Raw genomic sequence first — 26,737 nt, forward strand, 5'->3', positions numbered from 1 at the left:
CCCAGTACTTCGCCGCACGCGACCCACTACCACCAATAAACTTATTTCGCGACAGTAGTTTTAAAAGGCGGGGGTGGTCCGTACGCTGAGTGTCTGCCGGGCTGCCAATGGGGGGTGCCCGGCCCGAAATCGAGGACATTCATGCGTCACGCCCGTACGTTCGCCGCCGCCGCTGTCGCGGCGGCCTTCGCCGGTTCCGTTCTGCTGCCCGCCCAGGCGCAGGCCGCCACCGGCTCGGTACACCTGTACAAGATCCACTACAACAGCCCCGGCTCGGACAACCGTTCCAACGCGAGCCTCAACGGTGAGTACGTGCAGATCAAGAACACGACGTCGAAGGCGGTCAGCCTGAAGGGGTGGGTGCTGGTCGACGCGTCGAACCATAAGTACACCTTCGGTACGTACAGCCTGGGCAAGGGCAAGACGGTCACCGTGCGCACCGGCAAGGGCAAGGACACCGCGGCCAACCGCTACCAGAACCGGGGGGCCTACGTGTGGAACAACGACAAGGACACGGCGACCCTGAAGAAGGCCGACGGCGCCAAGGCTGACACCTGCTCGTACAACAACAGCAAGGCCAGCTACAAGATGTGCTGACCGAGTGGGCCGGCACCCGCAGCCCGCCTTGAGACAAGGGGCGAGGAGCGAGGGGTGAGGAGCGAGGTGCCGGTCACCTCTCGGTCGAGTTGGCGTCAGCGGCCGGTCGCGCTGATGGTCCTCGACACGCTGGGACGCGTCGCCGACTGCGTCCCGGCCCGATCGCCGGCGGCTCGCCTCATGTCCGTTCGCTCGTAGGGAAGTTACCTGGGCGCCTCCCACCGCACCGTCGTTCCCCGCCCGCTCCTCGCACCCTCCGCGTCCTCCTCGCGAGGCCCGTCGTCCGTCACCACCAGCCGTACCCCGTCGCGCCCGTCCGCCAGCCGTGCCGTCGCGTCGACCTCCACCTCGATCCGTGTCACCCCCGCCCGTCTGTGCGCCGCCGCGAGCGCGCCGCGCAGGGCGGCCAGCAACTCCCGGCCAGGGGAGTCGCCGACGAGTGTGTCGACCGCGCCCGTGAACCGCACGGAGGGGCGGAAGCCCAGCAGTGCCGCCGCGTCGCCCGTCTCGCGGAGCACCTTGCCGCGGATGCCCGCCGGGCCCTCGGAGGGGGGCTGCTGGAGGGCGAAGATCGTGGTGCGCACCTCCTGGATCGTGGAGTCCAGTTCGTCCACGGCCTTCCCCAACAACCCCTCCAGCGAAAGGCCGTTGCCCGACGTGTCGTTGCCCGATGCGTCGCTCCCCGTCCCCCGTTTGCTCTCTGCCCCCCGCTCACTCTCCGCCGCCCGCCGGCGGGTCGATTCCAGCATCATCTCGGTGGCGAACAGCCGTTGGACGACCAGATCGTGCAGATCGCGGGCGATCCGGTCGCGGTCCTCGTACACCGCGAGCCGCTCCCGGTCGTGCCGCGAGTCCGCGAGCACCAGCGCGAGCGCCGCCTGTGAGGCGAACTGCGTGGCCAGCAGCCGGTCCACCGCGCGGTACGGACGGCCGCCGATCCGGCGGGGCAGGGCCAGTGTGCCGATCAGCTTGCCGCCGCTCTGCAGCGGCAGCATCATGCTCGGGCCGAACCGCGACCGTACACGCGTGGTCATCCGGGGATCGGTCGACGAGTCCTCGATGAACACCGGTTCCCCACCCAGGAGTTGTACGAGTACGGGGGAGCCGGGGGCGATGGTCGTACCGACGATGCCGCCCGGGTCGTCGGCCGCGGACGCGGCGACGACCTCCATCCCGCCCTCGGCGTTGGGCTGGAGCACCACCCCCGCGTGCGCGTCGGCGAGTACCCGGGCGGACTCGGCCACGGTCATCAGCGCGTCGGCCGCGTTCCGGCCGGTCAGCAGCGCGTTGGTGACGGCGGCGGCCCCCTCGATCCACCGCTCGCGCTGCCGGGCCGTTCCGTACAGCCGCGCGGTGCCGAGCGCGCCCGCGGCCTGCGAGGCGAGCACCCGCAGCATGCTCCGGTCCTGCTCGGTGAAGGTGCCGGTCCGCTTCTCCGTCAGATAGAGGTTGCCGAACACCTCGGCGTCCAACTGCACCGGGACGCCGAGGAAGGAGCGCATCGGGGGATGGGTCGGCGGCATCCCGGACGAGCGGGGGTCGGCGGTCAGATCGTCCAGCCGCAGCGGTCCGGAACCGTCGATGAGCGCCCCGAGGAGTCCGGTGTGCCCGTCGGGGAGCCGCCCGATGCGCTGCCGGACGGCGTCGCTCATCCCGGCGGTGAACAGCTCGGTCAGCCCGCCGCGTTCGAGGTCGACGACGCCGAGCGCGCCGTACCGCGCGCCGATCAGCTCGGTGGCGGTGTCCACCACGTGCTGGAGTGTGTCGCGCAGTCCGAGATCCGTACCGATGCCGAGCACCGCCTCCAGCAGCATGGGCAGCCGGTCCCCGGGCGCGCCACCGCCTTCGGATCCCCTGCTCACTCGGCGGGTCAGCGCGCGTTGGCCAGTGGGTTCAGGACCATGGGCTGGACTCTGCCTTCCAGCATCTCCCCGAGACCGAGTACGGCGCAGATGTCGGGCCGTTCCGCGATGGTCACCGGCATGCCCGTCGCGTTGCGCAGCATCTGGTCGAGCCCCGGCAGCAGCGCGCTCCCGCCGACCATCGTGATCCCGCGGTCCGCGAGGTCGGCCACCAGATCGGGCGGGCAGTCGCGCAGCACCTTGCCGATGCCGTCGAGCACCGCCGTCAGCGGTGTGTAGATCGCGTCGCGTACGGCGGCGGTGTCCACCAGCACCGAACGGGCGATGCCGGTCGCCACGTCCCGGCCGTGGATCTCGGTCTGGGTGGGACCGTGCGGGGTGAGGCCGTTGCTGCTGAGCGCCAGTTGGAGCGGGCGCACCGACTGGCTGGGCAGCATCAACTCGTGCTGGTGGCGCAGGTGTTGGATCACCGCGTGATCGATGGCGTTGCCGCCGATAGGGATCCGCTGCGCGGTGACGATCGACCCGAGCGAGAGCACCGCGACCTGGGTGGTCGCCGCGCCGCACACCATGATCATGGTGGCGGTGGGCTGTTCCACCGGCAGTCCGCAGCCGACGGCGGCGGCGATCAGTGTGTCCACCAGCTCGACCCGCCGCGCCCCGAGCCCGACGAGGGTCTCCACGGCGGCCCGTTGGGCGAGCGGATCGCTGTCGTACGGTGTGCAGGCGGCGGCCCGCAGCCGGAAGTTGCGGCGCAACTGGCGGCGGAGTTTGTCGCCGAGGAGATGGCGCAGCATACGCTGGGCCATCTCGACATCGACGACGGTGCCGCCGGTGACGGGACGGGCGACCCGGATGTAGTCGGGGGTGCGGCCCGTCATCTGTTCGGCGAGCGCGCCGACGGCGATGAGCGCGCCGGTACGGGTGTTCACGGCGGCGACACTCGGCTCGTCCACGACGAGCCCGGCCCCCTTCACGAAGACCCGGGTCCTGGCGGCCCCCAGATCGACGGCGATGTGGCAACGGCGCAACTGCTCAAGACTGACGGTCACGGCAGGTTCTCCCGAGAGCGCTGAAGTGCGGAGAGGGCCGGCGGCTGCCCACCCTCTTCGCATCTTGCCGCCCCGCCCCACCACCGTGCCCGCTGGGTTGCGCCGTACGGGCAGGACGACGCGGTACGCGTATCCGGACGACGTATCCGGCCCGGCGGGACCGGACCCGTAGGGGAGGCCCCGGTGACGGCTCGGGGGTGTGGGCGGCGGCGGGCTCAGCGCCGCGGCGGAGGCGCCGGTGACGGTGACCACCGCTGGAGCAGCCCCCAGGTGAACTCCGCGACCGCCTCCCCGTCGTCCGGCAGGGTGAACGCCAGCCCCAGCCGGGTCGGCGCGGTGCCCTCCAGCGGGCGCGCGGGCGGGAAGGCGCGAGCCACCTCGTCGGCGGTGCAGGACCAGGGACGCAGGTCCTCGGCCGTACGCAGCCGGGGCGCGGGCGCGCCGGGTGCCCGTACCAGCCATTCGTTCCATACGGCTCCGCCCGGCGCGACCAGCACCTCGAAGCGCAGATCAGGCCAGAGGGGTACGGGCCACAGCAGGGCGTCGCACTCCAGATCGCCGATCGTCCGCCGGGTGGTGCGCTCCGGCGCGCCGAGCGCGGAACGGTAGCGGTCGAGGGCGCCGCGCGCACGCGGGGAGCGCGCCATCGCCTGCCAGCGCCGGTTGGCCTCGCGCATATCGGTCCGGGAGGCCCCCAGCTCCCGGCGGGCGTCCTCGACCAGGCCGGGCTGATGGTCAGCCATTCGGCGCAGCAGTACGAGCTGGAACGCGAGAGGCCCGCATGGCCCAATGGACGTCATGTGGCCATCCTGGCCTGGAATAGACCACCCCACACAAGATCCTCACAGCCTCGCCATCCACTTTGTTCCGCTCCCGCATAATCTGCGGTCCCCATGGACTACTGCGATCAGTGCCGACGGCACCTCAACGGCGCGCTGACCTGCGCCGGATGCGGCACCCCCGCAGAGGAGCTGCGGCCGGGAAATCCTGTTACGTCCGGGGTGCGACACGATCGTCACCCGGACGGCAGCGATCACGGACCGCGCGCGGAGCGCGAAGAGCGAGCGGAGCCGGCGGTCCCGCTGGACCCGCTGGAAGGCGAGCTGCTGCTCGAACGCGGACGCGAGCCCGAAGATGAACGCGGGCGCGGAGGCAGGCGAAGGCGCGAGCGCGCATCAGCGGCTACCGCTACCGGCGGCCGTGGCAGCCGCCGGATACGTCGTAAACGGAGCCGCCGACTGCTGATCGCCACCCTCGGCGTGCTGTTCGCGATGGGCGCGCTGAGCCTGGCGCGGCTGGCAGTGGAGTCGGGCGGGCGCGACGGCGCCGCCTTCGTGAAGGAGGACACCGCCGTCGATTTCGACGGCGGATACCACGCCACGGACGGCCCCGCCGCGCCCGACGCCCCCGCGCCGATCCCGGGCGCCCCGTCCGGAGCCGCTGGTGGGCCGGACCCGAGAGGCCCGGCGGGCCCGGCCGGAGCGGACGGTCCGACCGTGTCGGGGACATCCACCGCCGGGCCGGGCACGGACGAGGGAAGCGCACACGCGAGTACGGATACGGATCCAGGTGCAGGCGCAGACACCGGTACGGATACGGGCACGAGCAGGGGCGCCGGTGACGACGCCGCCCCGTCCGGCACCCCGGAGCCCGGCGCCACGGCGCGGCCCGACGGGCCCACGGGCACGCCCACGGCGGATGCCACGGCCTCGCCGACCCCTACGGGGAACCCCACGGCCGACCCCGAGCCGGACCCCGAGCCCGAACCCGAGCCGACGGAGACCTGTAGGCGCTTCCTCTGGTGGTGCACCTGAGGCTGTCGGCGCGCCCGAGGCCCAACAGGCCCAACAGGCCCAACAGGCCCAACAGGCCCACGGAACCCACCTGCCCCACCGGCCTGACAGCCCCAAGGGCCTGGCAGCCCCAAGGGCCTAACGGCTCCACCGGCCCAACAGCCCCAGGTCAGACCGGGCTCTCGCCCAGCATCCGCTTCAGCAGATCGCGCAGCGTCCCGCGCTCCTCGGCGGACAGCCCGGCGAGCGGCGCGCCCGCGAAGCCCAGTGACTCCCGCAGCCGCGCCGCCGTCACCCGGCCCTCGTCCGTGGGGGCGGCGAGCTTCACCCTGCGGTCGGCCGGGTCGGGGCGGCGCTCCACCAGGCCGCGCGCTTCGAGCCGGTCCACGATGCCGGTGACATTGGACGGCTCGCACTTCAGCGCCTGCGCGATACGGCGCATCGGCATGGGTTCCAGGGCGAGCAGTCTCAGCACTCGCGCCTGCGCGCCGGTCAGTGAATGCTGGGCGGCAGCGCTCTCGTACCCCTCGTAGAAGCGGGCCACGACGCTGCCGATGAGATCGACGACTTCGAGGGTGAGCGGGTCTGGGTGCGGAGTGGCCATGGACATCAGCGTACCCATTTACTTGACAACATGAAATATGCAGGGCCATTATTGTTTCAGGTGATGAAGCTTTTTTCCTGAGGAGGATCCGCACCATGACCACACTCCCCACATCCGGTCGCGCCTGGCACCTCGTAGCCCGTCCCAACGGCTGGCCCCAGCCGGGCGACGTCGCCCTGCGCGAGGTTCCGGTGACCGAGCCGGGTGAGGGCCGGATCCTCGTCCGCAACCTGCACTTCTCGGTGGACCCGTACATGCGGGGCCGGATGAACGACGTCAAGTCGTACGTCCCGCCGTACCAGCTGGACCAGCCCATGGACGGCGGCGCGGTCGGCGAGGTCATCGCCTCCGGCGCCGAGGGCTTCGCGGTCGGTGACCACGTTCTGCACGGTCTGGGCTGGCGCGAGTACGCCGAGATGCCCGCCGACAAGGCCATCAAGGTCGACGCCGCGGCCGCGCCGCTCCACGCCTACCTCGCGGTCCTGGGCATGACCGGTCTCACCGCGTACGCCGGACTGTTCGAGACCGCGTCCTTCAAGGAGGGTGACGTCGTCTTCGTCTCCGGCGCGGCCGGCGCGGTCGGCAACCAGGTCGGCCAGATGGCCAGGATCAAGGGCGCCTCCCGGGTCATCGGCTCGGCGGGCTCCGACGAGAAGGTCAAGCTGCTCATCGAGGAGTACGGCTTCGACGCGGCCTTCAACTACAAGAAGGGCTCCGTCAAGGACCTGCTCGCCGAGGCCGCGCCCGACGGCATCGACGTCTACTTCGACAATGTCGGCGGCGACCACCTCGAAGCCGCGATCGGCGCGTTCAACCAGAACGGCCGGGCCACCCTCTGCGGTGCCATCGCCCAGTACAACAACACCGAGCCGACCCCGGGCCCGCGCAACCTCGCCCTCGCCATCGGCAAGCGTCTGCGCCTCCAGGGGATGCTGGTCGCGGACCACTACAACCTTCAGCCGGAGTTCTTCAAGGATGTCACCGGCTGGCTCGCCTCCGGTGAACTGAAGTACGACTTCACCGAGGTCCAGAGCATCGAGAAGGGCTTCGACGCCTTCCTCGGCGTGCTGCGCGGTGACAACACCGGAAAGATGATCGTCAGCCTCGGCTGACACCGCCGTACCGACTGAGGCGTGTGCCCGAGGCGCGCGACCCGAGGTGCACGACACGCGCGATCCGAGGGCCGCATCCCGAACCGGGGGATGCGGCCCTCGGTCGTGCCCGCACGCGGACGAAACTCCCGCAGGGCATTGACGTGCGCGGTGTTCGACCTTACGTTCCTGGTTCGAGGGTGCGGCTGTCGTTCGGTATATCGAACGTGAAGAGTGTGAACAAGCGGACGCGGGACGACACGGGAAAGGGGGCGGCCTTCAGTGGGCACCACTCATGGCAGGTGCTGTCGAAGCGCTTCCGCGCCCCCCTCCGCGTTCCCGTTGCCGTTATCTTCCGCGTTCCTGCCCGTGTTTCATATGGTCCTCGCAGTCGACACACACCTTTGAGGGAGTCATGACCCGATCCGCCCGTTTCACCCTGCACCCCGACTTCACCGTCGGTGAGGTGAACCCCCGACTCTTCGGCTCCTTCGTCGAACACCTCGGTCGCTGTGTCTACACCGGTATCCATGAGCCGGGACACCCGACCGCCGACGAGGCCGGTCTCCGTACGGACGTACTCGAACTCATCCGTGAACTCGGCCCCACCGCCATCCGCTACCCCGGCGGCAACTTCGTCTCGGGCTTCCGCTGGGAGGACAGCGTCGGCCCGGTGGACCAGCGTCCGCGCCGGCTCGACCTGGCGTGGAAGAGCACCGAGTCCAACCGCTTCGGGCTCGCCGAGTTCATCGACTTCGTACGCAAGGCGGGACCCGAGGCCGAGCCGATGATGGCCGTCAACCTCGGTACGCGCGGGGTGGCCGAGGCCATCGAGCTCCAGGAGTACGCCAACCACCCCGCCGGCACCGAGCTGTCCGACCGCCGCCGCGCCCACGGCGACAAGGACCCGTACGGCATCAAGCTGTGGTGTCTCGGCAACGAGATGGACGGGCCCTGGCAGACCGGTCACAAGACCGCCGAGGAGTACGGGCGCGTCGCCGCCGAGACCGCGCGCGCGATGCGCCAGATCGACCCCAGCGTCGAACTGGTCGCCTGCGGCTCCTCCGGATCCGGCATGAACACCTTCGCCGAGTGGGAGGCCACGGTTCTCGGCGAGACGTACGACCTCGTCGACTACGTCTCCCTGCACGCCTACTACTGGGAGACGGACGGCGACCGCGACTCCTTCCTCGCCTCGGCGGTGGACATGGAGACGTTCATCGAGAAGGTGGTCGCGACCTGCGACTACGTCGGCGCCCGGCTCAAGTCGAAGAAGAAGATCCACCTCTCCTTCGACGAGTGGAACGTCTGGTACATGGACGAGCCGAACCCGCACGAGGTCGAGGAGTGGCAGGAGGCGCCCCGCATCCTGGAGGACGTCTACTCGGTCACCGACGCCGTCGTCTTCGGCTCGCTGCTGATCGCCCTGCTGCGCCACGCCGACCGGGTGGCGGTGGCCTGCCTCGCCCAGCTGGTCAACGTCATCGCGCCGATCATGACCGAGCCGGGCGGCGCCGCCTGGCGGCAGACCACCTTCTTCCCCTTCGCGCAGGCCGCGAAGTACGGCCGGGGCACGGTCCTGGACGTACGGGTCGACTCACCGACGCACGAGACGAAGAAGCACGGCGAGGCCGACCTGCTGCACGCCACGGCGGTACGGGCCGAGGACGGCACCGTCACGGTCTTCGCCGTCAACCGCAGCCAGACCGAGCCGCTGCCGCTGGAGGTGCTGCTCTCCGGTCTCGACCTGACGACGCTGGTCGAGCACAGCGTCCTCGCCGACGCCGACCCGGAGGCGAAGAACACCCTGGAGAACCAGGAGCGCGTCACCCCGCACGCGGGGGCGGACGCGACGCTGACGGACGGCGTACTGAAGGCGACGCTGGAGCCGCTCTCCTGGAACATGATCCGACTGGCCTGATCGAACGCCTCCCCGCCGGCCCCGAACCGGGGCCGGCGGGGACCGGCGGTCACCAGCGGAAAATCAGAATGATCACGCCGAAGAATCCCAGAAGTCCCAGCGGCACGATTCTTCCCGAAGTACCTGTACGCCGCGCCTCCAGGCGGGTGAGCCGGGAAATGACGCGTGCGTTCAGAAAAGCGGCGACGACGCAGAATCCGAGCCACAGCGGTTCGAACATCCAGCTCGGTGATTCGGCGTAGAAGCCGTGACCCAGGAGCCATGTCTCGACCCGGCTCATCCCTATGGCTATGAACACCGCCGGGGTCCATGGCATGCAGAGGACCATGGCCAGGAAGCGTGCATTGGAATGCGGGTCGCCGACCATGCGGAAAGTCGTGGAGGAGTCTCGCTGGAACCTGGAACCTGGAACGCTGCTTGGCGTCGAGCAGGCCGTAGTAGGGCGATAGAGCCGATGCCTCTATGGATGCTGGTCGGCCGGAGTGCCGTTCCGCCGGCTCCGGTTGAGGTGTCCTCGACGCGTACGCGTACGCGTACACGTACGCGCTCGCGGCCTCACGCGGATGAGGCGTGAGTCGGCCCGGAGGGAGGAGAGCTTCGTACGAGTTTTACTTCCTCTTGTCCCTCCCGTGGTTGATGTGATGCGCGAACGTCGGCATCGGCTGCCAGAGGTCGTTCATGTGAAGGTCGGGACTGACGCGGGGAAGCCCTCGCGGACTTCAAGTCGGTGAATTCAAAGGCCATATGAGGTCAGGGAAGTGCGCGTGAACCATTGACGCGCAAGCGCTTCGACTCTAACTTCCGGTTCGAAGCCGCGAGCGGAGTTCGATATCCCGAACGCCCTCTGATCCCCTCAGATCTTTCCGCCCCCCCACACCGTCAGGAGAGTCCGTGTGAGCACCACCTTCCGCAGAAGTCCGTTCCACGCCATCCCCGGTCCCTGCGCCGGCTACCGGTCATGACGCGCGCTCACCGTCATGCGCGCCGCTCGCCGGTTCTTCTGCTGTCCCTGCTCGCCCTGCTGCTCGCCGCTTTCGCGGTCCTGCCCGCGGGGGCGGTGGAGGGGCGTTCGTATGTCAATCCTGTCAAGGCGCAGAAGGGGGCGGACCCCTGGATCCAGTACCACGACGGTCTTTACTACCTGATCACCACGTCCTGGACGTCCGAGCTGACCATGCGGAAGTCGCCCACCCTGGCCGGGCTCCCGGCCGCGCCGAGTGTCCGGGTGTGGAGCGACTCCACCTCCTCGCGCTGCTGCAACATGTGGGCGCCGGAGATGCACTTCTTCAACGGCCGCTGGTATCTGTACTACGTGGCGGGCCAGGGCATCGTCGACTACAACCCCACCCAGCGCGTCCATGTGCTGGAGAGCGCGGGCAGCGATCCGATGGGCCCGTACACCTACCGGAACCAGCTCGGCGGTGGCTGGATGCTCGACGCCACGCCGCTGGCGCTCAACGGTGATCTGTATCTGCTGGGCAGTGCGAGCGGTGGCGGTACGCAGAACCTGGTCATCGCCCCGATGAGCAACCCGTACACACTCAGCGGCGGTTTCTCGACCATCTCCACCCCCACCCATGGCTGGGAGAGGTCGGGTGCCCCGGTCAACGAGGGGCCGGAGATCCTGCGGCGCGGCGGGAAGGTCTTCGTCATCTACTCGGCCAGTGGCTGCTGGACGCCCGATTACACCCTGGGGCAGCTCACCTACACCGGAGGAGATCCGCTGAGCGCGGCGGCCTGGACGAAGAAGGCCACGCCCGTCTTCGGCCGGAACGACTCGGCGCGGGTCTACGGCCCCGGTCACAGCGGGTTCTTCACCTCACCGGACGGGACCGAGAGCTGGATCGTCTACCACGCCAATGACGCGGTGGGCGACGGCTGTGACAACGGCCGCACCACCCGGGCCCAGAAGTTCACCTGGAAGGCCGACGGCACACCGGATTTCGGCACCCCGGTCGCCCTCGGCGCCACACTTCCCGGGCCCGCCGGGGAGAGCGCGACCACCCCCACCGCCTACACCCTGGTGAACCGCAACAGCGGCAAGTGCCTTGATGTGGAAGGTGGTTCGACGGCGGACGGTGCCAACGTCCGCCAGTGGGCCTGTGACGGTGGTACCAGCCAGCGCTGGCGGATCGAGGACCTGGGCGACGACACCAGCCGACTGGTCAATGTCGCCGGTGGAAAGGTGCTGGACACGGCGGACTGCTCCGTCGCGGACGGCGCCGATCTGCGCCAGTGGTCCTGGCTCGACACGATCTGCCAGACCTTCCGGTTCGTCGTCACCGATCAGGGCGGCTGGGTACGGATCGTGGGCGCCCGCAGTGGCAAGGTCGCGGATGTCGCCGACTGTTCCTCTGCCGACGGGGCGGACGTACGGCAGTGGGCGTGGCTCGACAACACCTGCCAGCAGTGGCAGTTGAGGCCGGTCTGAGACCGGTCCGAGGCCCGGTCCGAGGCCGGCCGAACGAGTGGGTGTCGCGGGCCGCTCCCTGGCGAGTGGCCCGGCCGTTCTCGCGTCCTCGGCCTTCGCCGGCCCTTCGATGAGCAGGAAGCAACGGTCCGGATGGCGGGACGTGACCGCGAGCTGTGTCACCGGCCGCCGGTAGGGTGCACCCCATGCATGACCTCGGGGCCGGATTCGGCTACTTGATGAAGGGCCAGCGGTGGGTCACCCGCCATGGCCGCAGGTTCGGTTTCGGGCTGCTGCCCGGTCTGGTGACCCTCGTGCTCTACGCGGGCGCGCTGATCGGCCTCGGCTACGGCGCGGACAATCTGGCGGCCTGGGCGACGCCCTTCGCCGACGGCTGGTCCTCGCCCTGGCTCGGCCTGTTCCGGGGCTTCCTGACCGTGCTGGTCTTCGTACTCGGTCTGTTCCTCGCGGTGATCAGCTTCACCGCCGTGACCCTGCTGATCGGCCAGCCGTTCTACGAGTCGCTCTCGGAGGACGTCGACCGCGAACAGGGCGGCGAGGTGCACGAGTCGGGGCTGCCGCTCTGGCACGAGCTGTGGATATCGGCCCGGGACAGCGCGCGGATCCTGGTCCGGGTGGCGCTGTACGGAGTGGTGCTCTTCGCCCTCGGTTTCATCCCGGTCATCGGGCAGACGGTCATCCCCGTGCTCGGCTTCTGTGTCTCCGGGTTCTTCCTGACGGAGGAGGTGACGGCGGTGGCGCTGGCCCGCCGGGGCGTCGAGCTGAAGGAGCGCCTCACCCTGCTGCGGGGGCGCCGGATGCTGGCCCTCGGCTTCGGTGTGCCGCTCACCCTCGCCTTTCTCGTACCGGTCGTCGCGGTGTTCCTGATGCCGGGCGCGGTCGCCGGGGCGACGCTGATGGCACGTGAGCTGACCGGTGACGGGGCCGGGGCCGGGGACACGGACCCGGAGCGGGACCCGGAGCGGGAGCCCGCGCAGGGCTCGGCTCGGGGTCCCGCTCCGGAGGGCGAGGGCACCACCCGTACGGTCAGCTCCTAGCCCTCGAGGCCGAGCCCTCGATTCCCGGCCCTCAGCGCTTCGCCCCGGCCGCCACCGTGATGATCTTCCGCACCTGCGCGACGATGTCGAGCCGGTTCTGTATGAACTCCGGGTCGCTCACCGTTCCCGTCGCCGGGTCGGTGTTCCCCGCGCCGAACTCCAGTACCGGCGTGTGGACATGGCCGCCGGGGATGTCGCGGCCGAGCCGGTCGCGCAGCAGGGTCGCGCGGTAGGCGATCTCGTTGGACAGATAGTCGCCGCCGCCCCCGGCACGGGCCGTGGAGCCGGGCGTCGGCCCGTCCGGCCGGTCCACCGGGGCGGTGCCGCCCGCCGGGATCTCGGTCACCGAGGTGTTGACGTGCACCGGGAACCGTCCGGTGTCCGCCGCCTCGATCGCGCGGTACGGCAGGGTGCTCGCCGTCCACTGCGGCTGCGACGCCGGATCGGTCACCGGGATGGTCCCGGTCTCCGACACGTTGTCGTTGTCCTCGAAGCCGCCGCGCCAGGCACCGTTGAACCGCTCGATGTCGAACCGGCCGGGACCGCCCTGGCTGACCGTCGCGAAGAGATCGGCACCGGACAGCGGTCCGCGCAGGGTCTGCTCGACCGTACCGTCGGCGAAGTCCCGCCAGCGGACGGGGAAGACGGCGGTCTCGATACGGGCGGGCCCGTCGGCCGTGTTGATCAGTGTGCCGTCCAGCGCCAGCGCGACGGCCCCCGACGGATTGCTGATCCGGATGTCACGGTCGAGTGTGAACGGGTCGAAGCCCGTCACCACGATCCGCTTGACCCGCTTGCCGTCCGCGGTCGTCTCCGAGGGGAACGCCATCGAGTCCTGGCCGCGCGAGGAGCGCTCCAGCTTCCCGAGCAGCGCCGCCCGCGCCGCGTCGGAGAGCGCGAACCCCGGCTGCCACGACCGCAGTTCACGGGTCATCCCGATCCGGGCCCAGTACAGCGGCCGGTCGTCGTCCCGGCTGAGATCGCCCTGTACGGCCCCGCGCCCCTGCGCCCGGTCCACCGCCCGCTGCCACAGCCGCGCCCCCTCGCGCACGACCGCGCGCCCGGCCTCGGCGTACGAACCGGCCGCGCCCAGCGACCGCGCGAACTCCGGTGCCACCGCGGCGAATCCGCCGCGCCTCAGGATCTCCTGGGGTGCGGCCCGGTCGAGTCGCCGCTCCTCGACCGTGAACGTCGCGAAGGCGCGGGCGGATCGGGCGGGCTGGGCGGTGGCGGACGGCGGGGGAGTGGCCAGGGAGAAGGCGGTGGCGGTGAGGAGCACGAGCGCGACCGGTCCCGGCCGTACACGGAGACGGCGTTCGGGGATACGGCGCTCGGGGATACCGCGCGCGGGGTTCGGGCCGAGGGGGCGTATGAGGTTCATGTGGGGGGATTCCTTCCGGCGGATAACGGAATTATCGCGCCCGGACGACCCCGATGACCATGGGGCCCGGCGGGAGATCTCGTGTGGGTCCGGTCAGGGGCGCGGCTCCTCGCCCCCGCCGCCGTCCCCCGCCCGCAGCAGGGTCAGGAAGTCGCGGAACGCCGCCGCCATGTCCACCGCGTCCGGGTCCAGCAGCCACTGGTACTGGAGGCCGTCCATCACCGCCGCCAGCAGCGGCGCCGCCTGCTCCGGGGTGAGCCCGCCGGGCAGCCGCTCGCCGAACTCGGCGCGCAGGACACCGGCCATCTCGGCGCGCACCTGCGTGTAGCGACGGGCGAAGAAGTCACCGGTCGGGTGGTCCTCCGTCACGCTCTCGCCGAGCAGGGCGGAGAAGGTCCGTACGATCCCGGGGCGCATCGCGTTGTACTCCACCAGCGAGGTCATCAGCTCCAGCCGCCACCCGCTCCCGCCTCCCGTGTCCCACTGGTCGCGCTCTCCCAGTACGGCGACGAGGAGCGCCTCCTTCGTGGGGAAGTAGTGCAGCAGTCCCTGCTGGGTGAGGCCGACGCGCTCGGCGATCGCCCCCAGGGTCGCGCCCCGGTAGCCGCGCTCCGCGATCACTTCGAAGGCGGCGCGGAGGATCTCCGCCCGCCGCTCCTCGTTTCTGGCTCGCACCACGGATGGCCCACCTGCCTCAAATTACGAATGAATAACGAACTTTACTCACCTACAGATTCTCCGCTCATCATGTAACCATTCATCAGGACTTCGATACTTCGATCCAATCGACGTGGAGGTACGGACGTGGCAGGCACCCCCGACCCCAAGGCCGACGACCGGGCGCGCGAGGCGGCCGTCGAGACCGCGCTCGGCAAGCTGGATCTGGAGGCGAAAACGAGGTTGCTGGCGGGGCAGGACATGTGGTCGTTGCCGGCGCTCCCGGAGATCGGGCTGGGCTCGCTGGTGATGTCGGACGGCCCGATCGGGGTACGGGGTGTGCGGTGGACGGCGGACGACCCGTCGATCGCGCTGCCGTCGCCGACGGCTCTGGCCGCGACCTGGGACCCGGGGCTGGCGCGGCGGGCGGGGCGGCTGCTGGCGCAGGAGGCGCGGCGCAAGGGCGTGCACGTACTGCTGGCCCCCACCGTCAATCTGCACCGGTCCCCGCTGGGCGGGCGCCACTTCGAGGCGTACAGCGAGGATCCGTATCTGACGGGTGAGATCGGTACGGGGTACGTGGCGGGGGTCCAGGAGGGCGGGGTCGGGACGACCGTCAAGCACTTCGTGGCCAACGACGCCGAGACCGACCGCTTCACCGTCGACAACCTCGTCGCCGCCCGCCCGCTGCGCGAGCTGTATCTCGCGCCCTTCGAGGCCATCGTGAAGAACGCCCACCCGTGGGGCATCATGGCCGCGTACAACCGGGTCAACGGCGTGACCATGACCGAACACCGCTACCTCCAGAACGAAGTCCTGCGCGGTGAATGGGGCTTCGACGGGTACATCGTCTCCGACTGGCTCGCCGCCCGCGACACCGTGGGCGCCGTCAACGGCGGCCTCGACGTCGCGATGCCGGGACCGCGGACCGTGTACGGGGAGGCCCTCGCCGCCGCCGTACGCGCCGGGCAGGTCGAGGAGTCCGTGGTCGACGGCGCCGTACGCAACGTCCTGCTGCTCGCCGCCCGCGTCGGGATCCTCGACGGAGCCCCCGCCGTGGTCGCCCAACTCCCCCCCGAGACGGACGGGGTGGCCCTGGCCCGCGAGATCGCCCGGCGCGCCTTCGTCCTCGTCCGCAACGAGAACGGCACACTGCCGCTGGCCCCCACCGGCACCGTCGCCCTGCTCGGCGCCGCCGCGCGCGACGCCCGCGTCCTCGGCGGCGGTTCGGCACAGGTCTTCCCCACTCGTATCGTCTCCCCGCTCGACGGTCTCACCGAGGCGCTCCCGGACGGCGCCCTGACGTACGCGATCGGCGCCGACCCCAGCGACGAACTCGCCGGTGCCGACAAGGGGTTCACCCTCAGCGCCGTCTGCCGCGACGCCGAGGGGCGGGTCCTGGGGACCGCCTCGGCCCCCGGCGGTCAGATCCAGTGGGTGGGGGCGGACCTGCCGGACGGCGTGGCGTACGAGGCGCTGCACAGCGTCGAGTTGACCGGCAGCCTCACCCCGCGCGAGAGCGGCGAACACTCTTTCGGCACGAAGGGGCTGGGCGGCTTCGTCCTCACCGTGGGCGGCGAGGTCCTCTTCGACGGTACGGAGGAACCCGGCGAGTCCGGCGACCCGTTCGAGGACTTCTTCGGCGCCCCGGTCGACCGCGCCCACGCCGTACTCACCGAGGGCGAGCGGGTCGAGGTCTCACTCCTGCACACCGTCTTCAAGCCGGCCGAGACCCCGATCAGGGCCGTCTCCTTCTCGCTGCTCCACCTCGGCCCGCGCCACGACCCCGACGAGCTGATCGCGGAGGCCGTCGAGGCCGCCCGTACCGCCGACACCGCCGTCGTGGTGGTCGCCACGACGGAACGGGTCGAGTCCGAGGGCTTCGACCGTACCTCGCTGGCGCTCCCCGGCCGCCAGGACGACCTGGTGCGCGCGGTCGCTGCGGTCAACCCGAACACCGTCGTGGTCGTCAATTCCGGCTCCCCGGTGGAGCTTCCGTGGCGTAACGACGTCGCCGCCGTCCTGCTCGGCTGGTTCCCCGGCCAGGAGGGCGGCTCGGCCCTCGCCGACGTCCTGCTCGGCGCGGCCGAGCCCGGCGGCCGGCTGCCCACCACCTGGCCGGTCTCCCTCGACGATGTGCCGGTCTCGGAGGTCACCCCGACGGACGGCGAACTCCCCTACACCGAGGGCGTGTTCATCGGCTACCGAGCCTGGGAGCGCGCGGGAACCGTCCCCGCGTACCCCTTCGGCCACGGCCTCGGCTACACCGACTGGGAGTACGAGTCGATCGCGGCCACCCCCGACGAGGTCACCGTCCGGCTGCGCAACACCGGTACCCGGACCGGCCGCGAGGTCGTCCAGATCTATCTGGCCCCGGTCGCGGACACCGTCGAACGCCCCGCCCGCTGGCTGGCCGGCTTCGCCGCGGCCGAGGCGGGCCCCGGCGAGCGCGCCGAGGTCCGGATCCCGCTGCCCCGCCGCGCCTACGAGATCTGGGACGAGGCGTCGGACTCCTGGACCTTCGTCCCGGGCGCGTACGAGGTCCAGGCGGCCGCGTCCCTCGCCGACACCCGCCTGACCGGCCTGGTGGAGGCGGTCTGAGAACGCACGGCGGAGCCGACGGGTTCAATGGGCGGCGAAGCCGACGGGCTTATTGACGGCGAATCCGACGCGCTATTGGACGGCGAATCCGACGCGCTTATTGACGGCGAATCCGACGCGCTTATTGGACGGCGAAGCCGTACGTCGTCGTGGAGGTGAACACCTCGCCGGGCCGCAGCACCGTGCTCGGGAACGACGGCTGGTTCGGGGAGTCCGGGAAATGCTGGGTCTCCAGCGCGATGCCCGCGCAGGGCCCGTACGGCTGCCCGTCGAAGTGGTCGCCGGTGTAGAGCTGGATGCCCGGCTCGGTCGTCGTGATGGTCATCAGCCGTCCCGACACCGGGTCGTACAGCTCGGCGGCGGGGGAGCCGGGGGAGGCCGGGGCGTCCAGGACGAAGTTGTGGTCGTACCCCGGCCCCACCCGGCGCCGCTCGCGGAAGTCGAAGCGGGTGGCGTCGACCGGGGTCAACTCCCCGGTGGGCAGGGCGGATCCGTCCACCGGGGTGATCCGGCCCGCCGCGATCCGCAGCTCGTGCCCGGTCGCCGGGCCGCTGTCCTCGCCGCCCAGGTTCCAGTAGGTGTGGTTCGTCAGGTTGAGGTGGGTGGGGGCGTCGGTCACCGCGCGGTAGTCGATGCGCAGCGCGCCGTCCTCGTCCAGTGTGTATGTCGCGGACAGCTCCACCCGGCCGGGGAAGCCCTCCTCGCCGTCCTGGCTGACCAGGGAGAGCCGTACGCCGTACGGACCGGCGGGCTCGGCGTCCCACACGCGCCGGTCGAAGGCGTCGTCGCCGCCGTGCAGTGTGTTCGGGCCCTCGTTGGCGGTGAGCCGGTGGACCGTGCCGTCGAGGGTGAAGGACGCGCCCGCGATGCGGTTCGCGTACCGGCCGACGAGCGCTCCGAGATACCGGCCCCGGCCGCCCGGGTAGTCCTGGACGTCGGGGAAGCCGAGCGCCACATTGACGGTCCGCCCGTCCCGGTCGGGGATCTCGACCGACTGCACGGTGCCGCCGTACGTCAGCAGGCCCAGCCGGGTACCGGCCCGTTCGAGGGTCCAGCGGTCGATGGGCGTACCGTCGGCTGTCGCGCCCACGCGCTCCGCGCTCATGTCAGTCACGATCAAGAACCTTACGCCCGGAGCCCGACCCCCCGCCGGGGGGCCCACCGGCTACACGGGAGGCAGGCGCTCCGCGGGGAGCTCCGCCGCCGTGATGTTCCGGTACGCCAGCTCCGCCAGCCGGCTCTGGCCGTCCTTGCTGGGATGGAACCAGTCCCACTGGCTGAGCTGCCCCTCGTCGAACCGGTAGCCGAAGACCGCGCCGCCGTCGTACCGGCAGCGGGAGTCCTTCGCGCACACGTCCTTCAGCACGCCGTTGTACGCCACCACCCGTTCGTACACCGTCTCCCGCCGCTCCCGCGCGCGCTCGCTCATGTCCTGCGCGTCCCCGAGCATCGACGCGCAGAGCCCGAGCTTCCAGACCTGCATGCCCATCGGGCTGCCCCGGCCGGTGGACCAGAGCCGTTTGAGGTCGGGCACGCTCGCCACGTACACCTGCGCCGTGGGCGTTGCCGCGCGCAGCCGCCGCATCGATGTCTCGAAGGAGGCGCGGAAGTCGGCGACCGGGGTCATCTGCTCCGGGGTGTCCCGGCAGGCGTCGTTGGCGCCCGCCATGACCGTGACCAGTGCGGGTTCGTGCCGCGCTGCCGCTGTCATCTGGTCGGGAAGATCGGCCATCACGGCGCCGGTCGCGGCGAGGTTCCAGCTCTTCTCCGCGACGGCCGGGGCGCCGAGGAGCCGGACCGCGAGGCTGTTCACCCCGCTGTCGGTGCCGGTCGCCCAGGAGACCTCAGGGCAGTCCGCGAGGACCGTACAGGCGTCGAAGCCGCGGGTGATGGAGTCGCCGACGGCGGCGATCGAGGCGGGGGCGGGGTTCCAGACGGGGGTGGGGCGCGGGGAGGGGCTCGGGCGCCCCGCCGCCGAGTCGGGCGCCGGGGCGCCCTCGGAGACGCAGCCCGCGAGTACGCCGGTCCCGGCGAGGACGAGGGCGACGAGGGCGGTGAGGCGGGGGCGGGTGCGTGGACCGCGTTCCCGGCGCCCGTTCTTCCGGCCCGGACTCCGACGGTTCTCCCGCATCGCGGCCCCTTCTCGTTCGTACCTTCGGGCGGTCCTTCGGGCGGTTCGTGCCCCGCTCGGTGTCCGAGGGCGCCCCCATGCGTGAAAGCTTCGCGCATATCCGTCCCCGGAGCGACGGTACGTCACTCCGGGCCCCTTGCCGCACGGTAGCTTTTGCCACGTCGAACCAGAGGGGGGCCGGTCTGGTGGCGCCGGTAAATTACATCACGTCACATACTGTCCCTTTTGTGGAGTTTCTCTCCCGATGCTGTTTACTGAGGGCCGCTGGGGAAAGGCGAACCTCGTCCCACACTGGAGGTCCCGGTGACGACACGTGGAGTTCTGTACATTCACTCCGCACCGCGCGCGATGTGCCCGCACGTCGAGTGGGCGGTGGCGGGGGTGCTCGGCCTGCGCGTCCAGCTCGACTGGATCCCGCAGCCGGCCTCGCCCGGCACCTGGCGGGCCGAGGTCTCCTGGAAGGGCCGGGCGGATGCCGCGTCCAAGATCGCGTCAGCCCTGCGCGGCTGGCGGATGCTCCGCTTCGAGGTGACGGCGGAACCCTGCGCCACGGCCGAGGGCGAGCGCTACAGCGCCACCCCCGACCTGGGCATCTTCCAGGCCGTCACCGGAATGCACGGCGACATCCTGATCCCCGAGGACCGGCTGCGCGCCGCTCTCGCCCGCGCGCAGCGCGGCGAGACACAGCTGGAGGCGGAGGTCGCGAAGCTGCTCGGCAAGCCGTGGGACGACGAGCTGGAGCCGTTCCGGTACGCGGGTGAGGGCGCCCCGGTCCGCTGGCTGCACCAGGTCGTCTGAGCGCCCGGAAGCGGTCCGAGCGGCCCGGATGGCGTGCGGGATCCAGCCGTCCGTCGCCCTACGGTGGTGCCATGACTGATCAACTTGCGGTGGCCGTCCTCGGCACCGGCATCATGGGCGCCGCGATGGCCCGCAACCTCTGCCGCACCGGCCACGACGTCCGCGTCTGGAACCGCACCGCCGCCAGGGCCGAGCCCCTCGCCGGGGACGGCGCGCGGCTCGCCGCGACCCCCGCCGAGGCCGTGGCCGGCGCCGATGTGATCCTCACGATGCTGTACGACGGCCCCGCCGCCATGGTGGCGATGACCGCCGCCGCCCCCGCCCTGAAGCCCGGCGCGGTCTGGCTCCAGTCCACGACGGTGGGCGCCGAGGCCGTCGCCCCGCTGGCCGCCCTGGCGGGCCGGCACGGCCTGCTCTTCGTCGACGCCCCGGTCCTCGGCACCAGGGCCCCCGCCGAGAGCGGCCGGCTGCTGATCCTCGCGGCGGGCCCCGAGGCGGCCCGCGCCCCGCTCGCCACGGTCCTGGACGCCGTCGGCGACCGTACCGTCTGGCTCTCCGAGGACGGCTCCACCGGCGCCGCCAGCCGTCTCAAGCTCGTCTGCAACAGCTGGGTCCTGGCACTCACCCACGGCGCGGCCGAGGCGCTCGCCCTGGCCGAGGGGCTCGGCGTCGACCCCCGCCACTTCCTGGAGGCCGTCGCCGGCGGTCCGCTGGACTGCGGCTACCTCAGGGCGAAGTCCACCGCGATCCTCGACGGCGACTACACCCCCAGCTTCACCGTCACCACCGCCGCCAAGGACGCCCGCCTCATCGCCGCCGCCGCCGAGTCCGCGGGCGTACGCCTGGACGTCGCGGCGGCCGGTGCCGAACGCTTCCGCCGCGCGGAGGCCCAGGGCCACGGCGGGGACGACATGGCGGCGACGTACTTCGCGAGCTTCGACCGCTGACGGCCCGACCGCGACGGCCCGCGCGTACGCGTACGGCGAAGGGCGCCCGCCCCGGAACCTCCCGGGGCGGGCGCCCTTCGCCGTACAGGACGGGATCAGATCGTCCGCAGGGCCAGCACCACGTTGTGGCCGCCGAAGCCGAACGAGTTGTTGATCGCCGCGATCGTGCCGCCCGGGAGCTGACGGGGCTCGCCGGTGACGACGTCGGCGTCGACCTCCTCGTCGAGGTCGTCGAGGTTGACCGTCGGCGGGGCCGTGCGATGGTAGAGCGCGAGGGCCGTGGCCACGGTCTCGATACCGCCCGCGCCGCCCAGGAGATGGCCGGTCATCGACTTCGTCGCCGAGATGGCGATGTGGTCGAGATCGTCGCCCAGGACCCGGCGCAGTGCCTTGATCTCCGCGATGTCGCCCTGCGGGGTCGAGGTGGCGTGCGCGTTGAGGTGCATGATCTCGGCGGGCTTGAGGTCCGAGGAGTCCAGCAGGTTCTGCATGGCCTTCGCGATACCGCGGCCGGTGGGCTCGGGCTGCGCGATGTGGTGGGCGTCGGAGGAGAGGCCCTGGCCGAGGATCTCGCAGTAGACGCGCGCGCCACGCCGGGCGGCGTGTTCGGCGGACTCCAGTACGAGGATGCCGGCGCCCTCACCCATGACGAAGCCGTCGCGGCCCTTGTCGTAGGGGCGGGAGGCGGCGGTGGGGTTCTCGTTGTTCTTGGACATCGCCATCATGTTGGCGAAGGCCGCGATGGGCAGCGGGTGGATGGCCGCTTCCGTACCACCGGCGACGACGATGTCGGCGCGGCCGGTACGGATCATCTCCACCGCGTAGCCGACGGCCTCGGCGCCCGAGGCGCAGGCCGAGACGGGGGTGTGCACGCCCGCGCGGGCGCCCACCTCCAGGCTGACGTTGGCCGCGGGGCTGTTGGGCATGAGCATGGGCACGGTGTGCGGGGAGACCCGGCGCTCGCCGCGTTCCTTGAGCACGTCGTACTGGTCGAGCAGGGTGGTCACGCCGCCGATGCCGGAGGCGACCACGGTGCCGAGCCGATCGGGGTCGACAGAGGTGTCCTCGCCGGCCCTGGCGGTGAAGCCCGCGTCGCCCCAGGCCTCCCTGGCCGCGATCAGCGCGAACTGCGCCGAGCGGTCCAGCTTGCGGGCGAGCGGGCGGGGCAGGACCTCACTCGGGTCGACGGCGGCGGTGGCGGCGATACGGACCGGCAGGTTCGCGAAGCGCTCGCCCTCCAGGTGCCGTACTCCGGAGCGGCCCGCGAGCAGACCTTCCCAGGTCGAGGCGCTGTCGCCACCCAGTGGTGTGGTTGCGCCGATACCGGTGACGACCACGGTGCGATTGGTCGGGCTCACTGGAATTCTTTCTCCACGTGTAGAGGGTGCTGAATTTTTACGGCGCCACCACCGGGTGGCGTCAACCGCACTGCTGTTGGATCAGCTCTGGTGCTTGGCGATGTAGTCGGCGGCGTCGCCGACCGTCTTCAGGTTCTTGACGTCGTCGTCCGGGATCTTCACGTCGAAGCGCTCTTCGGCGGCTACGACGACCTCGACCATGGACAGCGAGTCGACGTCCAGGTCATCGGTGAAGGACTTCTCCAGCTTGACGTCCTCGGTGGGGATACCGGCGATCTCGTTGACGATCTCGGCGAGACCCTCGACGATCTCTTCCTGGGTGGCGGCCATGTGGCGCTCCTTTGTAGTCAGCGGGTTGGGGGTTGGCGGAAGGCGCTCCGGAAGGATCCGGTGTGCCTAGGGGAGGGTAACGACCGTCGCGGCGTAGACGAGACCCGCCCCGAAGCCGATGACGAGCGCGGTGTCGCCGCTCTTCGCCTGTCCGGTCGCCAGGAGCCGCTCCATCGCGAGCGGGATCGAGGCGGCCGAGGTGTTGCCGGTGGTTTCCACATCACGGGCGACCGTGACGCTGTCCGGCAGTTTGAGGGTCTTCACCATCGAGTCGATGATCCGCATATTGGCCTGGTGCGGAATGAAGACGTCCAGTTCGGCGGAGGTGATTCCGGCGGCGTCCAGCGCCTGCTGGGCCACCTTGGCCATCTCGAAGACGGCCCAGCGGAAGACCGCCTGGCCCTCCTGCGTGATGGCCGGGAACTTCCCCGTACCGCCGCGGTACTCGTCCCACGGGACGGTCTGCTTGATGGTGTCGGACTTGTCGCCCTCCGAGCCCCAGACCGTCGGGCCGATCATCGGCTCCTCGGCCGGGCCGACGACCACGGCGCCCGCGCCGTCGCCGAACAGGAAGGCCGTCGCGCGGTCCTCCGGGTCGGTCAGGTCGGAGAGCCGCTCGACCCCGATGACCAGGACATGGCTCGCCGATCCCTCGACGACCATGCCCTTGGCCAGGGTCAGTCCGTAACCGAACCCGGCGCAGCCCGCCGAGATGTCGAACGCGGGCGGCTTGCCCGCGCCGATCCTGTCGGCGATCTCGGTCGCGATGGCCGGGGTCTGCTTGAAGTGCGAGACGGTCGAGACGATCACACCGTCGATCTGCTCGGGCGTGATCCCGGCATCGGCGATGGCCTTGCCGGACGCCTCGATGGACATCGCGGCGACGGTCTCCTCCGGGGAGGCCCAGTGCCGGCTCGCGATGCCGGAGCGGGAGCGGATCCACTCGTCGGACGAGTCGATCGTTTCGAGGATCACCTCGTTCGGCACGACACGGGTCGGCCGGTACCCGCCGACACCCATGATCCGTGCGTACGGGGCGCCCTTGCTGGGCTTGATCTTCGACATGCGCTCAGGCTCCCAGTTCGGCCGCGGAGGAGTGCTCGGCGATCAGCGCGCGGGCCGCTTCGAGGTCGTCGGGCTTCTTCAGCGCGAGGGTCTTCACACCGGGCAGGGCGCGCTTGGCGATCCCCGTCAGGGTGCCGCCGGGGCACAGCTCGATCAGCGCCGTCACCCCCAGCGCGCGGAAGGTATCCATGCACAGGTCCCAGCGGACCGGGTTGGCTACCTGGCCGACCAGCCGCGTCACGATGTCGGAGCCGGTCGTGAGGGTCTGCCCGTCCCGGTTCGAGACATACGGTACGACGGGATCGGCGGCCTCGACGGACGCGACGGCCGATTCGAGGGCCACCACGGCGGGGGCCATGTGCTCCGTGTGGAACGCGCCGGCGACCTTGAGGGCCACCACCCGCCGTACGCCCTCGGGCTTGTCCTCCGCGAGCGCCGCGAGCTGTGCGAGTGTGCCCGCCGCGACGATCTGGCCCGCGCCGTTCACATTGGCCGGGGTCAGTCCGAGCTTCTCCAGATGCGCGAGCGTGCTCTCCGGCTCGCCGCCGAGCAGCGCCGACATCCCGGTCTCGGACACGGCGGCGGCCTCGGCCATCGCCAGACCGCGGGCGCGTACGAGCCGTATGGCCGTGTCGTCGTCGAGCACACCGGCGAGTGCCGTGGCCGCCAGCTCGCCGACGCTGTGTCCCGCCGTGGCGCCGACCGTACGTACGAGCTCCTCGGCGGCCGGGAAGAGCTGCCGGGCCGACAGCAGCGCCGCCGCCACCAGCAGGGGCTGCGCGACCGCGGTGTCGCGGATCTCGTCCGCGTCGGCGTTCGTTCCGTAGTGGACCAGGTCCAGGTCGATGGCGGCCGACCAGGACCGCAGCCGGTCTTCGGCACCGGGCAGATCGAGCCAGGGGGTCAGGAAGCCGGGCGTCTGAGCGCCTTGGCCGGGAGCGACGAGTACGAGCACCCTCACACTCTCTCTTGCGAACGGCCCTCACCGCCCGTGGGGACAGGAACGAAGAACCGTTGGGGGAATTGTTGGAGTACGACAAAAGTCTAGGACTGGGGATCCCCGTCGGCCAAGCGCCCCAGGATCAGCGCAATCCGCAGCGTGAACGCCGACCTGACATCGGAGGGTGACCAGCCGGTGACGTCAGTCACACGTCGTAGCCGGTAGCGCACGGTGTTGGGATGAACGAAGAGCATTCGTGCCGCGCCCTCCAGACTGCTCGCCTGCTCAAGATAGACACTCAGAGTCTCCAGCAGCGCCGAGCCCGCCTCTTCCAGCGGTCTGTAGATCTCCTCCACCAGTTGGACGCGCGCGGCAGGATCCGAGGCGATCGCGCGTTCCGGCAGCAGATCGTCCGCGAGGACCGGGCGCGGGGCGTCCTGCCAGGCGAAACACGCCTTGAGCCCGGCGGCGGCGGCCTGTGCGGACCGGGTGGCCGCCAGCAGATCGGGCACCACGGGGCCCGCGACGACCGCGCCCGCCGCGTACGGGCCGATCAGTGCCCTGGCGACCTGGAGGGGGTTGTCGCTGCCGCCGGCGATCACCACGAGCCGGTTGCCCAGCACCCCGGTCAGGACCTGCACCTTGGCGGCCCGGGAGGCCCGGCGGATCGCCTCCACGGTCAGCTCGCTGTCGCCGTCCGGGGCGGTGCCCAGCACCACGCAGACATGCGTGGGCGAATTCCAGCCAAGTGCGGCGGCCCGCGAGATCGTGCCCTCGTCGGCCTCCCCGGAGAGCACGGCGTTCACGACGAGCGACTCCAGCCGTGCGTCCCACGCCCCGCGCGCCTCGGCGGCCTGCGCGTACACCTGGGCGGTCGCGAAGGCGATCTCCCGGGCGTAGACGAGCAGCGCCTCGCGCAGCACGGCCTCGTCGCCGGGGGCCGCGATCTCGTGGACGGCGGCCTCCATGACCTCGATCGAGGTCCGCACCATCTCCACGGTCTGCCGCAGGGTGATCGCCCGGGTCAGCTCGCGCGGAGCCGTCCCGAACACATCGGTCGAGATGGCCTGCGGGGCCTCGGGGTGCCGGAACCACTCGGTGAAGGCGGCGATCCCGGCCTGGGCGACCAGCCCGATCCACGAACGGTTCTCCGGAGGCATCGCGCGGTACCACGGCAGCGACTCGTCCATGCGGGCGATGGCGTCCGCGGCGAGCCGTCCGGACGACCGTTCGAGCCGCCGCAGTGTCGCGGGGTGCGGATGGGGTGGGTTCGATGGTTCGGGCACGGGACAAGACTGCCTCATCGCACGAGGTCGGTGCGGTCCAGGGCTACCGTGAGCACTGTGATTCTTGTACGGCACGGAGCGCGGCGTTACGCGGGAGGCGACGCCTCGGCGGGGATCGAGTCCCTGCACGCCTTCTCCTTCGGGCGCTTCTACGACCCCGACAACGTCCGCTTCGGCGCGCTCCTCGCCTGCAACGAGGAGCGGCTCGCGCCGGGCGCGGGCTTCGACGAACATCCGCACAGCCATACGGAGATCGTGACCTGGGTCGTCGAGGGCGAGCTGACCCACCGCGACTCCGCGGGACACGCCACGGTCGTCCGCGCGGGCGACCTCCAGCGGCTCGGCTCCGGTGCCGGGGTGCGCCATGTGGAGCGCAACGACGGCGCGGGCCCGCTGGTCTTCGTCCAGATGTGGCTGGCGCCGCTGGAGCCGGGCGGGGAGCCCGTGTACGAGGTCGTGCGCGCCCTGGACGACACCACGCCGTACGCCCTGCCCGAGGCGGGGGCGGTGCTGCGGGTGCGGCGGCTGGCGCCCGGTGGGCGCGCGGCCGTGCCGGACGCGCCGTTCGTGTACGCGCACGTGGTGCGCGGTGCGGTACGGCTCGACGGCGCGGAGCTGGGCCCCGGCGACTCGGCGCGGATCACCGGGGCGGAAGGGGCGGAAGCGGCGGAAGGGACGGCGGCGGGGCCGGAGCTGGTCGCGGGCGCGGCGGCGGCCGAGGTGCTCCTGTGGGAGATGACCGGCTGAGAGGTTGTCGGGTGACCTTCGATCGGAAAGCAGGCGCGGTCTGGTGCGTTCGATTCCAAGGCGGAATCGACGCGGAGTGTCGGTGACCGACGACCACGCCGGAAGCGG

The 26,737-nt window shown here is 71.1% G+C and carries 24 protein-coding genes; 10 read left to right on the top strand and 14 right to left on the bottom strand.

Annotated features, from left to right (window positions below; translation table 11 throughout):
- Nucleotides 1–141 precede the first annotated feature (141 nt).
- Nucleotides 142–597, top strand: coding sequence for a lamin tail domain-containing protein (locus tag ACIP8W_RS24115; protein ID WP_401956344.1), 456 nt, complete (start codon nt 142–144; stop codon nt 595–597).
- A 203-nt stretch (nt 598–800) separates the two neighbouring features.
- Here ACIP8W_RS24115 and ACIP8W_RS24120 read toward each other — a convergent pair whose 3' ends face one another.
- The 3 genes from ACIP8W_RS24120 to ACIP8W_RS24130 all read right to left on the bottom strand — a co-directional run bounded on the left by ACIP8W_RS24120 (nt 801) and on the right by ACIP8W_RS24130 (nt 4,311).
- Nucleotides 801–2,411 carry a GAF domain-containing protein gene (locus tag ACIP8W_RS24120; protein ID WP_401956453.1) on the bottom strand — a complete coding sequence of 537 codons (1,611 nt, stop codon included), beginning with the start codon at nt 2,409–2,411 and terminating at the stop codon, nt 801–803.
- A 56-nt stretch (nt 2,412–2,467) separates the two neighbouring features.
- A complete protein-coding gene (locus tag ACIP8W_RS24125) occupies nt 2,468–3,511 on the bottom strand; it encodes a rod shape-determining protein (protein ID WP_401956345.1) in 1,044 nt (347 codons plus the stop codon).
- Nucleotides 3,512–3,726: 215 nt separating this feature from the next.
- Nucleotides 3,727–4,311 carry a hypothetical protein gene (locus ACIP8W_RS24130; RefSeq protein WP_401956346.1) on the bottom strand — a complete coding sequence of 195 codons (585 nt, stop codon included), beginning with the start codon at nt 4,309–4,311 and terminating at the stop codon, nt 3,727–3,729.
- A gap of 93 nt (nt 4,312–4,404) precedes the next feature.
- Between ACIP8W_RS24130 and ACIP8W_RS24135 the strand changes: the two genes are divergently transcribed.
- Complete coding sequence (locus ACIP8W_RS24135; protein WP_402204590.1) at nt 4,405–5,325, top strand: hypothetical protein; 921 nt, start codon at nt 4,405–4,407, stop codon at nt 5,323–5,325.
- Nucleotides 5,326–5,473: 148 nt separating this feature from the next.
- Here ACIP8W_RS24135 and ACIP8W_RS24140 read toward each other — a convergent pair whose 3' ends face one another.
- Nucleotides 5,474–5,908 (bottom strand): MarR family winged helix-turn-helix transcriptional regulator, encoded by a 435-nt coding sequence (locus ACIP8W_RS24140; RefSeq protein ID WP_401956348.1) that lies wholly within the window; start codon nt 5,906–5,908, stop codon nt 5,474–5,476.
- A 95-nt stretch (nt 5,909–6,003) separates the two neighbouring features.
- Between ACIP8W_RS24140 and ACIP8W_RS24145 the strand changes: the two genes are divergently transcribed.
- Together ACIP8W_RS24145 and ACIP8W_RS24150 are read left to right on the top strand one after the other, a co-directional pair.
- The gene (locus ACIP8W_RS24145) at nt 6,004–7,020 is read left to right on the top strand and encodes an NADP-dependent oxidoreductase (protein ID WP_401956349.1); all 1,017 of its coding nucleotides are present in this window, start codon (nt 6,004–6,006) and stop codon (nt 7,018–7,020) included.
- A 394-nt stretch (nt 7,021–7,414) separates the two neighbouring features.
- Entirely contained in the window at nt 7,415–8,920 is a 1,506-nt protein-coding gene (locus ACIP8W_RS24150) for an alpha-N-arabinofuranosidase (RefSeq protein WP_401956350.1), read from the top strand.
- 49 nt (nt 8,921–8,969) lie between these two features.
- On the opposite strand, the gene ACIP8W_RS24155 is transcribed toward ACIP8W_RS24150, so the two are convergent.
- A complete protein-coding gene (locus tag ACIP8W_RS24155; protein ID WP_402204593.1) occupies nt 8,970–9,287 on the bottom strand; it encodes a hypothetical protein in 318 nt (105 codons plus the stop codon).
- 591 nt (nt 9,288–9,878) lie between these two features.
- Here ACIP8W_RS24155 and ACIP8W_RS24160 point away from each other — a divergent pair.
- Both ACIP8W_RS24160 and ACIP8W_RS24165 read left to right on the top strand, forming a co-directional pair.
- Nucleotides 9,879–11,351 carry a family 43 glycosylhydrolase gene (locus ACIP8W_RS24160; RefSeq protein ID WP_401956352.1) on the top strand — a complete coding sequence of 491 codons (1,473 nt, stop codon included), beginning with the start codon at nt 9,879–9,881 and terminating at the stop codon, nt 11,349–11,351.
- Nucleotides 11,352–11,536: 185 nt separating this feature from the next.
- A complete protein-coding gene (locus tag ACIP8W_RS24165; protein ID WP_401956353.1) occupies nt 11,537–12,388 on the top strand; it encodes an EI24 domain-containing protein in 852 nt (283 codons plus the stop codon).
- 31 nt (nt 12,389–12,419) lie between these two features.
- Here the strand turns inward: ACIP8W_RS24165 and ACIP8W_RS24170 are convergent, their stop codons facing one another.
- Both ACIP8W_RS24170 and ACIP8W_RS24175 read right to left on the bottom strand, forming a co-directional pair.
- Nucleotides 12,420–13,769, bottom strand: a complete 1,350-nt coding sequence (locus tag ACIP8W_RS24170; RefSeq protein WP_402204595.1) for a pyroglutamyl peptidase — start codon at nt 13,767–13,769, stop codon at nt 12,420–12,422.
- Nucleotides 13,770–13,862: 93 nt separating this feature from the next.
- Nucleotides 13,863–14,447, bottom strand: a complete 585-nt coding sequence (locus ACIP8W_RS24175; protein ID WP_401956355.1) for a TetR/AcrR family transcriptional regulator — start codon at nt 14,445–14,447, stop codon at nt 13,863–13,865.
- A gap of 126 nt (nt 14,448–14,573) precedes the next feature.
- Between ACIP8W_RS24175 and ACIP8W_RS24180 the strand changes: the two genes are divergently transcribed.
- Nucleotides 14,574–17,027 carry a beta-glucosidase gene (locus tag ACIP8W_RS24180; RefSeq protein ID WP_401956356.1) on the top strand — a complete coding sequence of 818 codons (2,454 nt, stop codon included), beginning with the start codon at nt 14,574–14,576 and terminating at the stop codon, nt 17,025–17,027.
- Between the two features lie 121 nt (nt 17,028–17,148).
- On the opposite strand, the gene ACIP8W_RS24185 is transcribed toward ACIP8W_RS24180, so the two are convergent.
- The gene (locus ACIP8W_RS24185; protein WP_401956357.1) at nt 17,149–18,132 is read right to left on the bottom strand and encodes an aldose epimerase family protein; all 984 of its coding nucleotides are present in this window, start codon (nt 18,130–18,132) and stop codon (nt 17,149–17,151) included.
- Nucleotides 18,133–18,192: 60 nt separating this feature from the next.
- On the bottom strand, nt 18,193–19,158 hold the full coding sequence (locus ACIP8W_RS24190) for an SGNH/GDSL hydrolase family protein (protein WP_402204598.1): 966 nt from the start codon (nt 19,156–19,158) through the stop codon (nt 18,193–18,195).
- Between the two features lie 303 nt (nt 19,159–19,461).
- Between ACIP8W_RS24190 and ACIP8W_RS24195 the strand changes: the two genes are divergently transcribed.
- Both ACIP8W_RS24195 and ACIP8W_RS24200 read left to right on the top strand, forming a co-directional pair.
- Nucleotides 19,462–19,956: a DUF3145 domain-containing protein gene (locus ACIP8W_RS24195; protein WP_401956359.1), complete on the top strand. Its 495-nt coding sequence runs from the start codon at nt 19,462–19,464 to the stop codon at nt 19,954–19,956.
- Between the two features lie 71 nt (nt 19,957–20,027).
- Nucleotides 20,028–20,903 carry an NAD(P)-dependent oxidoreductase gene (locus ACIP8W_RS24200; protein WP_401956360.1) on the top strand — a complete coding sequence of 292 codons (876 nt, stop codon included), beginning with the start codon at nt 20,028–20,030 and terminating at the stop codon, nt 20,901–20,903.
- Nucleotides 20,904–20,998: 95 nt separating this feature from the next.
- Here ACIP8W_RS24200 and fabF read toward each other — a convergent pair whose 3' ends face one another.
- The 5 genes from fabF to ACIP8W_RS24225 all read right to left on the bottom strand — a co-directional run bounded on the left by fabF (nt 20,999) and on the right by ACIP8W_RS24225 (nt 25,900).
- Nucleotides 20,999–22,261, bottom strand: a complete 1,263-nt coding sequence (gene fabF, locus ACIP8W_RS24205) for a beta-ketoacyl-ACP synthase II (RefSeq protein WP_401956361.1) — start codon at nt 22,259–22,261, stop codon at nt 20,999–21,001.
- 81 nt (nt 22,262–22,342) lie between these two features.
- Nucleotides 22,343–22,591, bottom strand: coding sequence for an acyl carrier protein (locus ACIP8W_RS24210; RefSeq protein WP_401956362.1), 249 nt, complete (start codon nt 22,589–22,591; stop codon nt 22,343–22,345).
- A gap of 66 nt (nt 22,592–22,657) precedes the next feature.
- Complete coding sequence (locus ACIP8W_RS24215) at nt 22,658–23,656, bottom strand: ketoacyl-ACP synthase III (RefSeq protein ID WP_401956364.1); 999 nt, start codon at nt 23,654–23,656, stop codon at nt 22,658–22,660.
- Nucleotides 23,657–23,660: 4 nt separating this feature from the next.
- Nucleotides 23,661–24,611, bottom strand: coding sequence for an ACP S-malonyltransferase (locus ACIP8W_RS24220; protein ID WP_402150140.1), 951 nt, complete (start codon nt 24,609–24,611; stop codon nt 23,661–23,663).
- Nucleotides 24,612–24,700: 89 nt separating this feature from the next.
- Nucleotides 24,701–25,900 (bottom strand): PucR family transcriptional regulator, encoded by a 1,200-nt coding sequence (locus ACIP8W_RS24225; protein WP_401956366.1) that lies wholly within the window; start codon nt 25,898–25,900, stop codon nt 24,701–24,703.
- Between the two features lie 39 nt (nt 25,901–25,939).
- Here ACIP8W_RS24225 and ACIP8W_RS24230 point away from each other — a divergent pair, with 39 nt between their 5' ends.
- Nucleotides 25,940–26,629 carry a pirin family protein gene (locus tag ACIP8W_RS24230; RefSeq protein WP_401956367.1) on the top strand — a complete coding sequence of 230 codons (690 nt, stop codon included), beginning with the start codon at nt 25,940–25,942 and terminating at the stop codon, nt 26,627–26,629.
- Nucleotides 26,630–26,737: the final 108 nt, after the last annotated feature.

The organism is Streptomyces sp. NPDC088554 (genome assembly GCF_044752945.1).
In the GTDB taxonomy this organism is placed as follows: Bacteria; Actinomycetota; Actinomycetes; order Streptomycetales; family Streptomycetaceae; genus Streptomyces.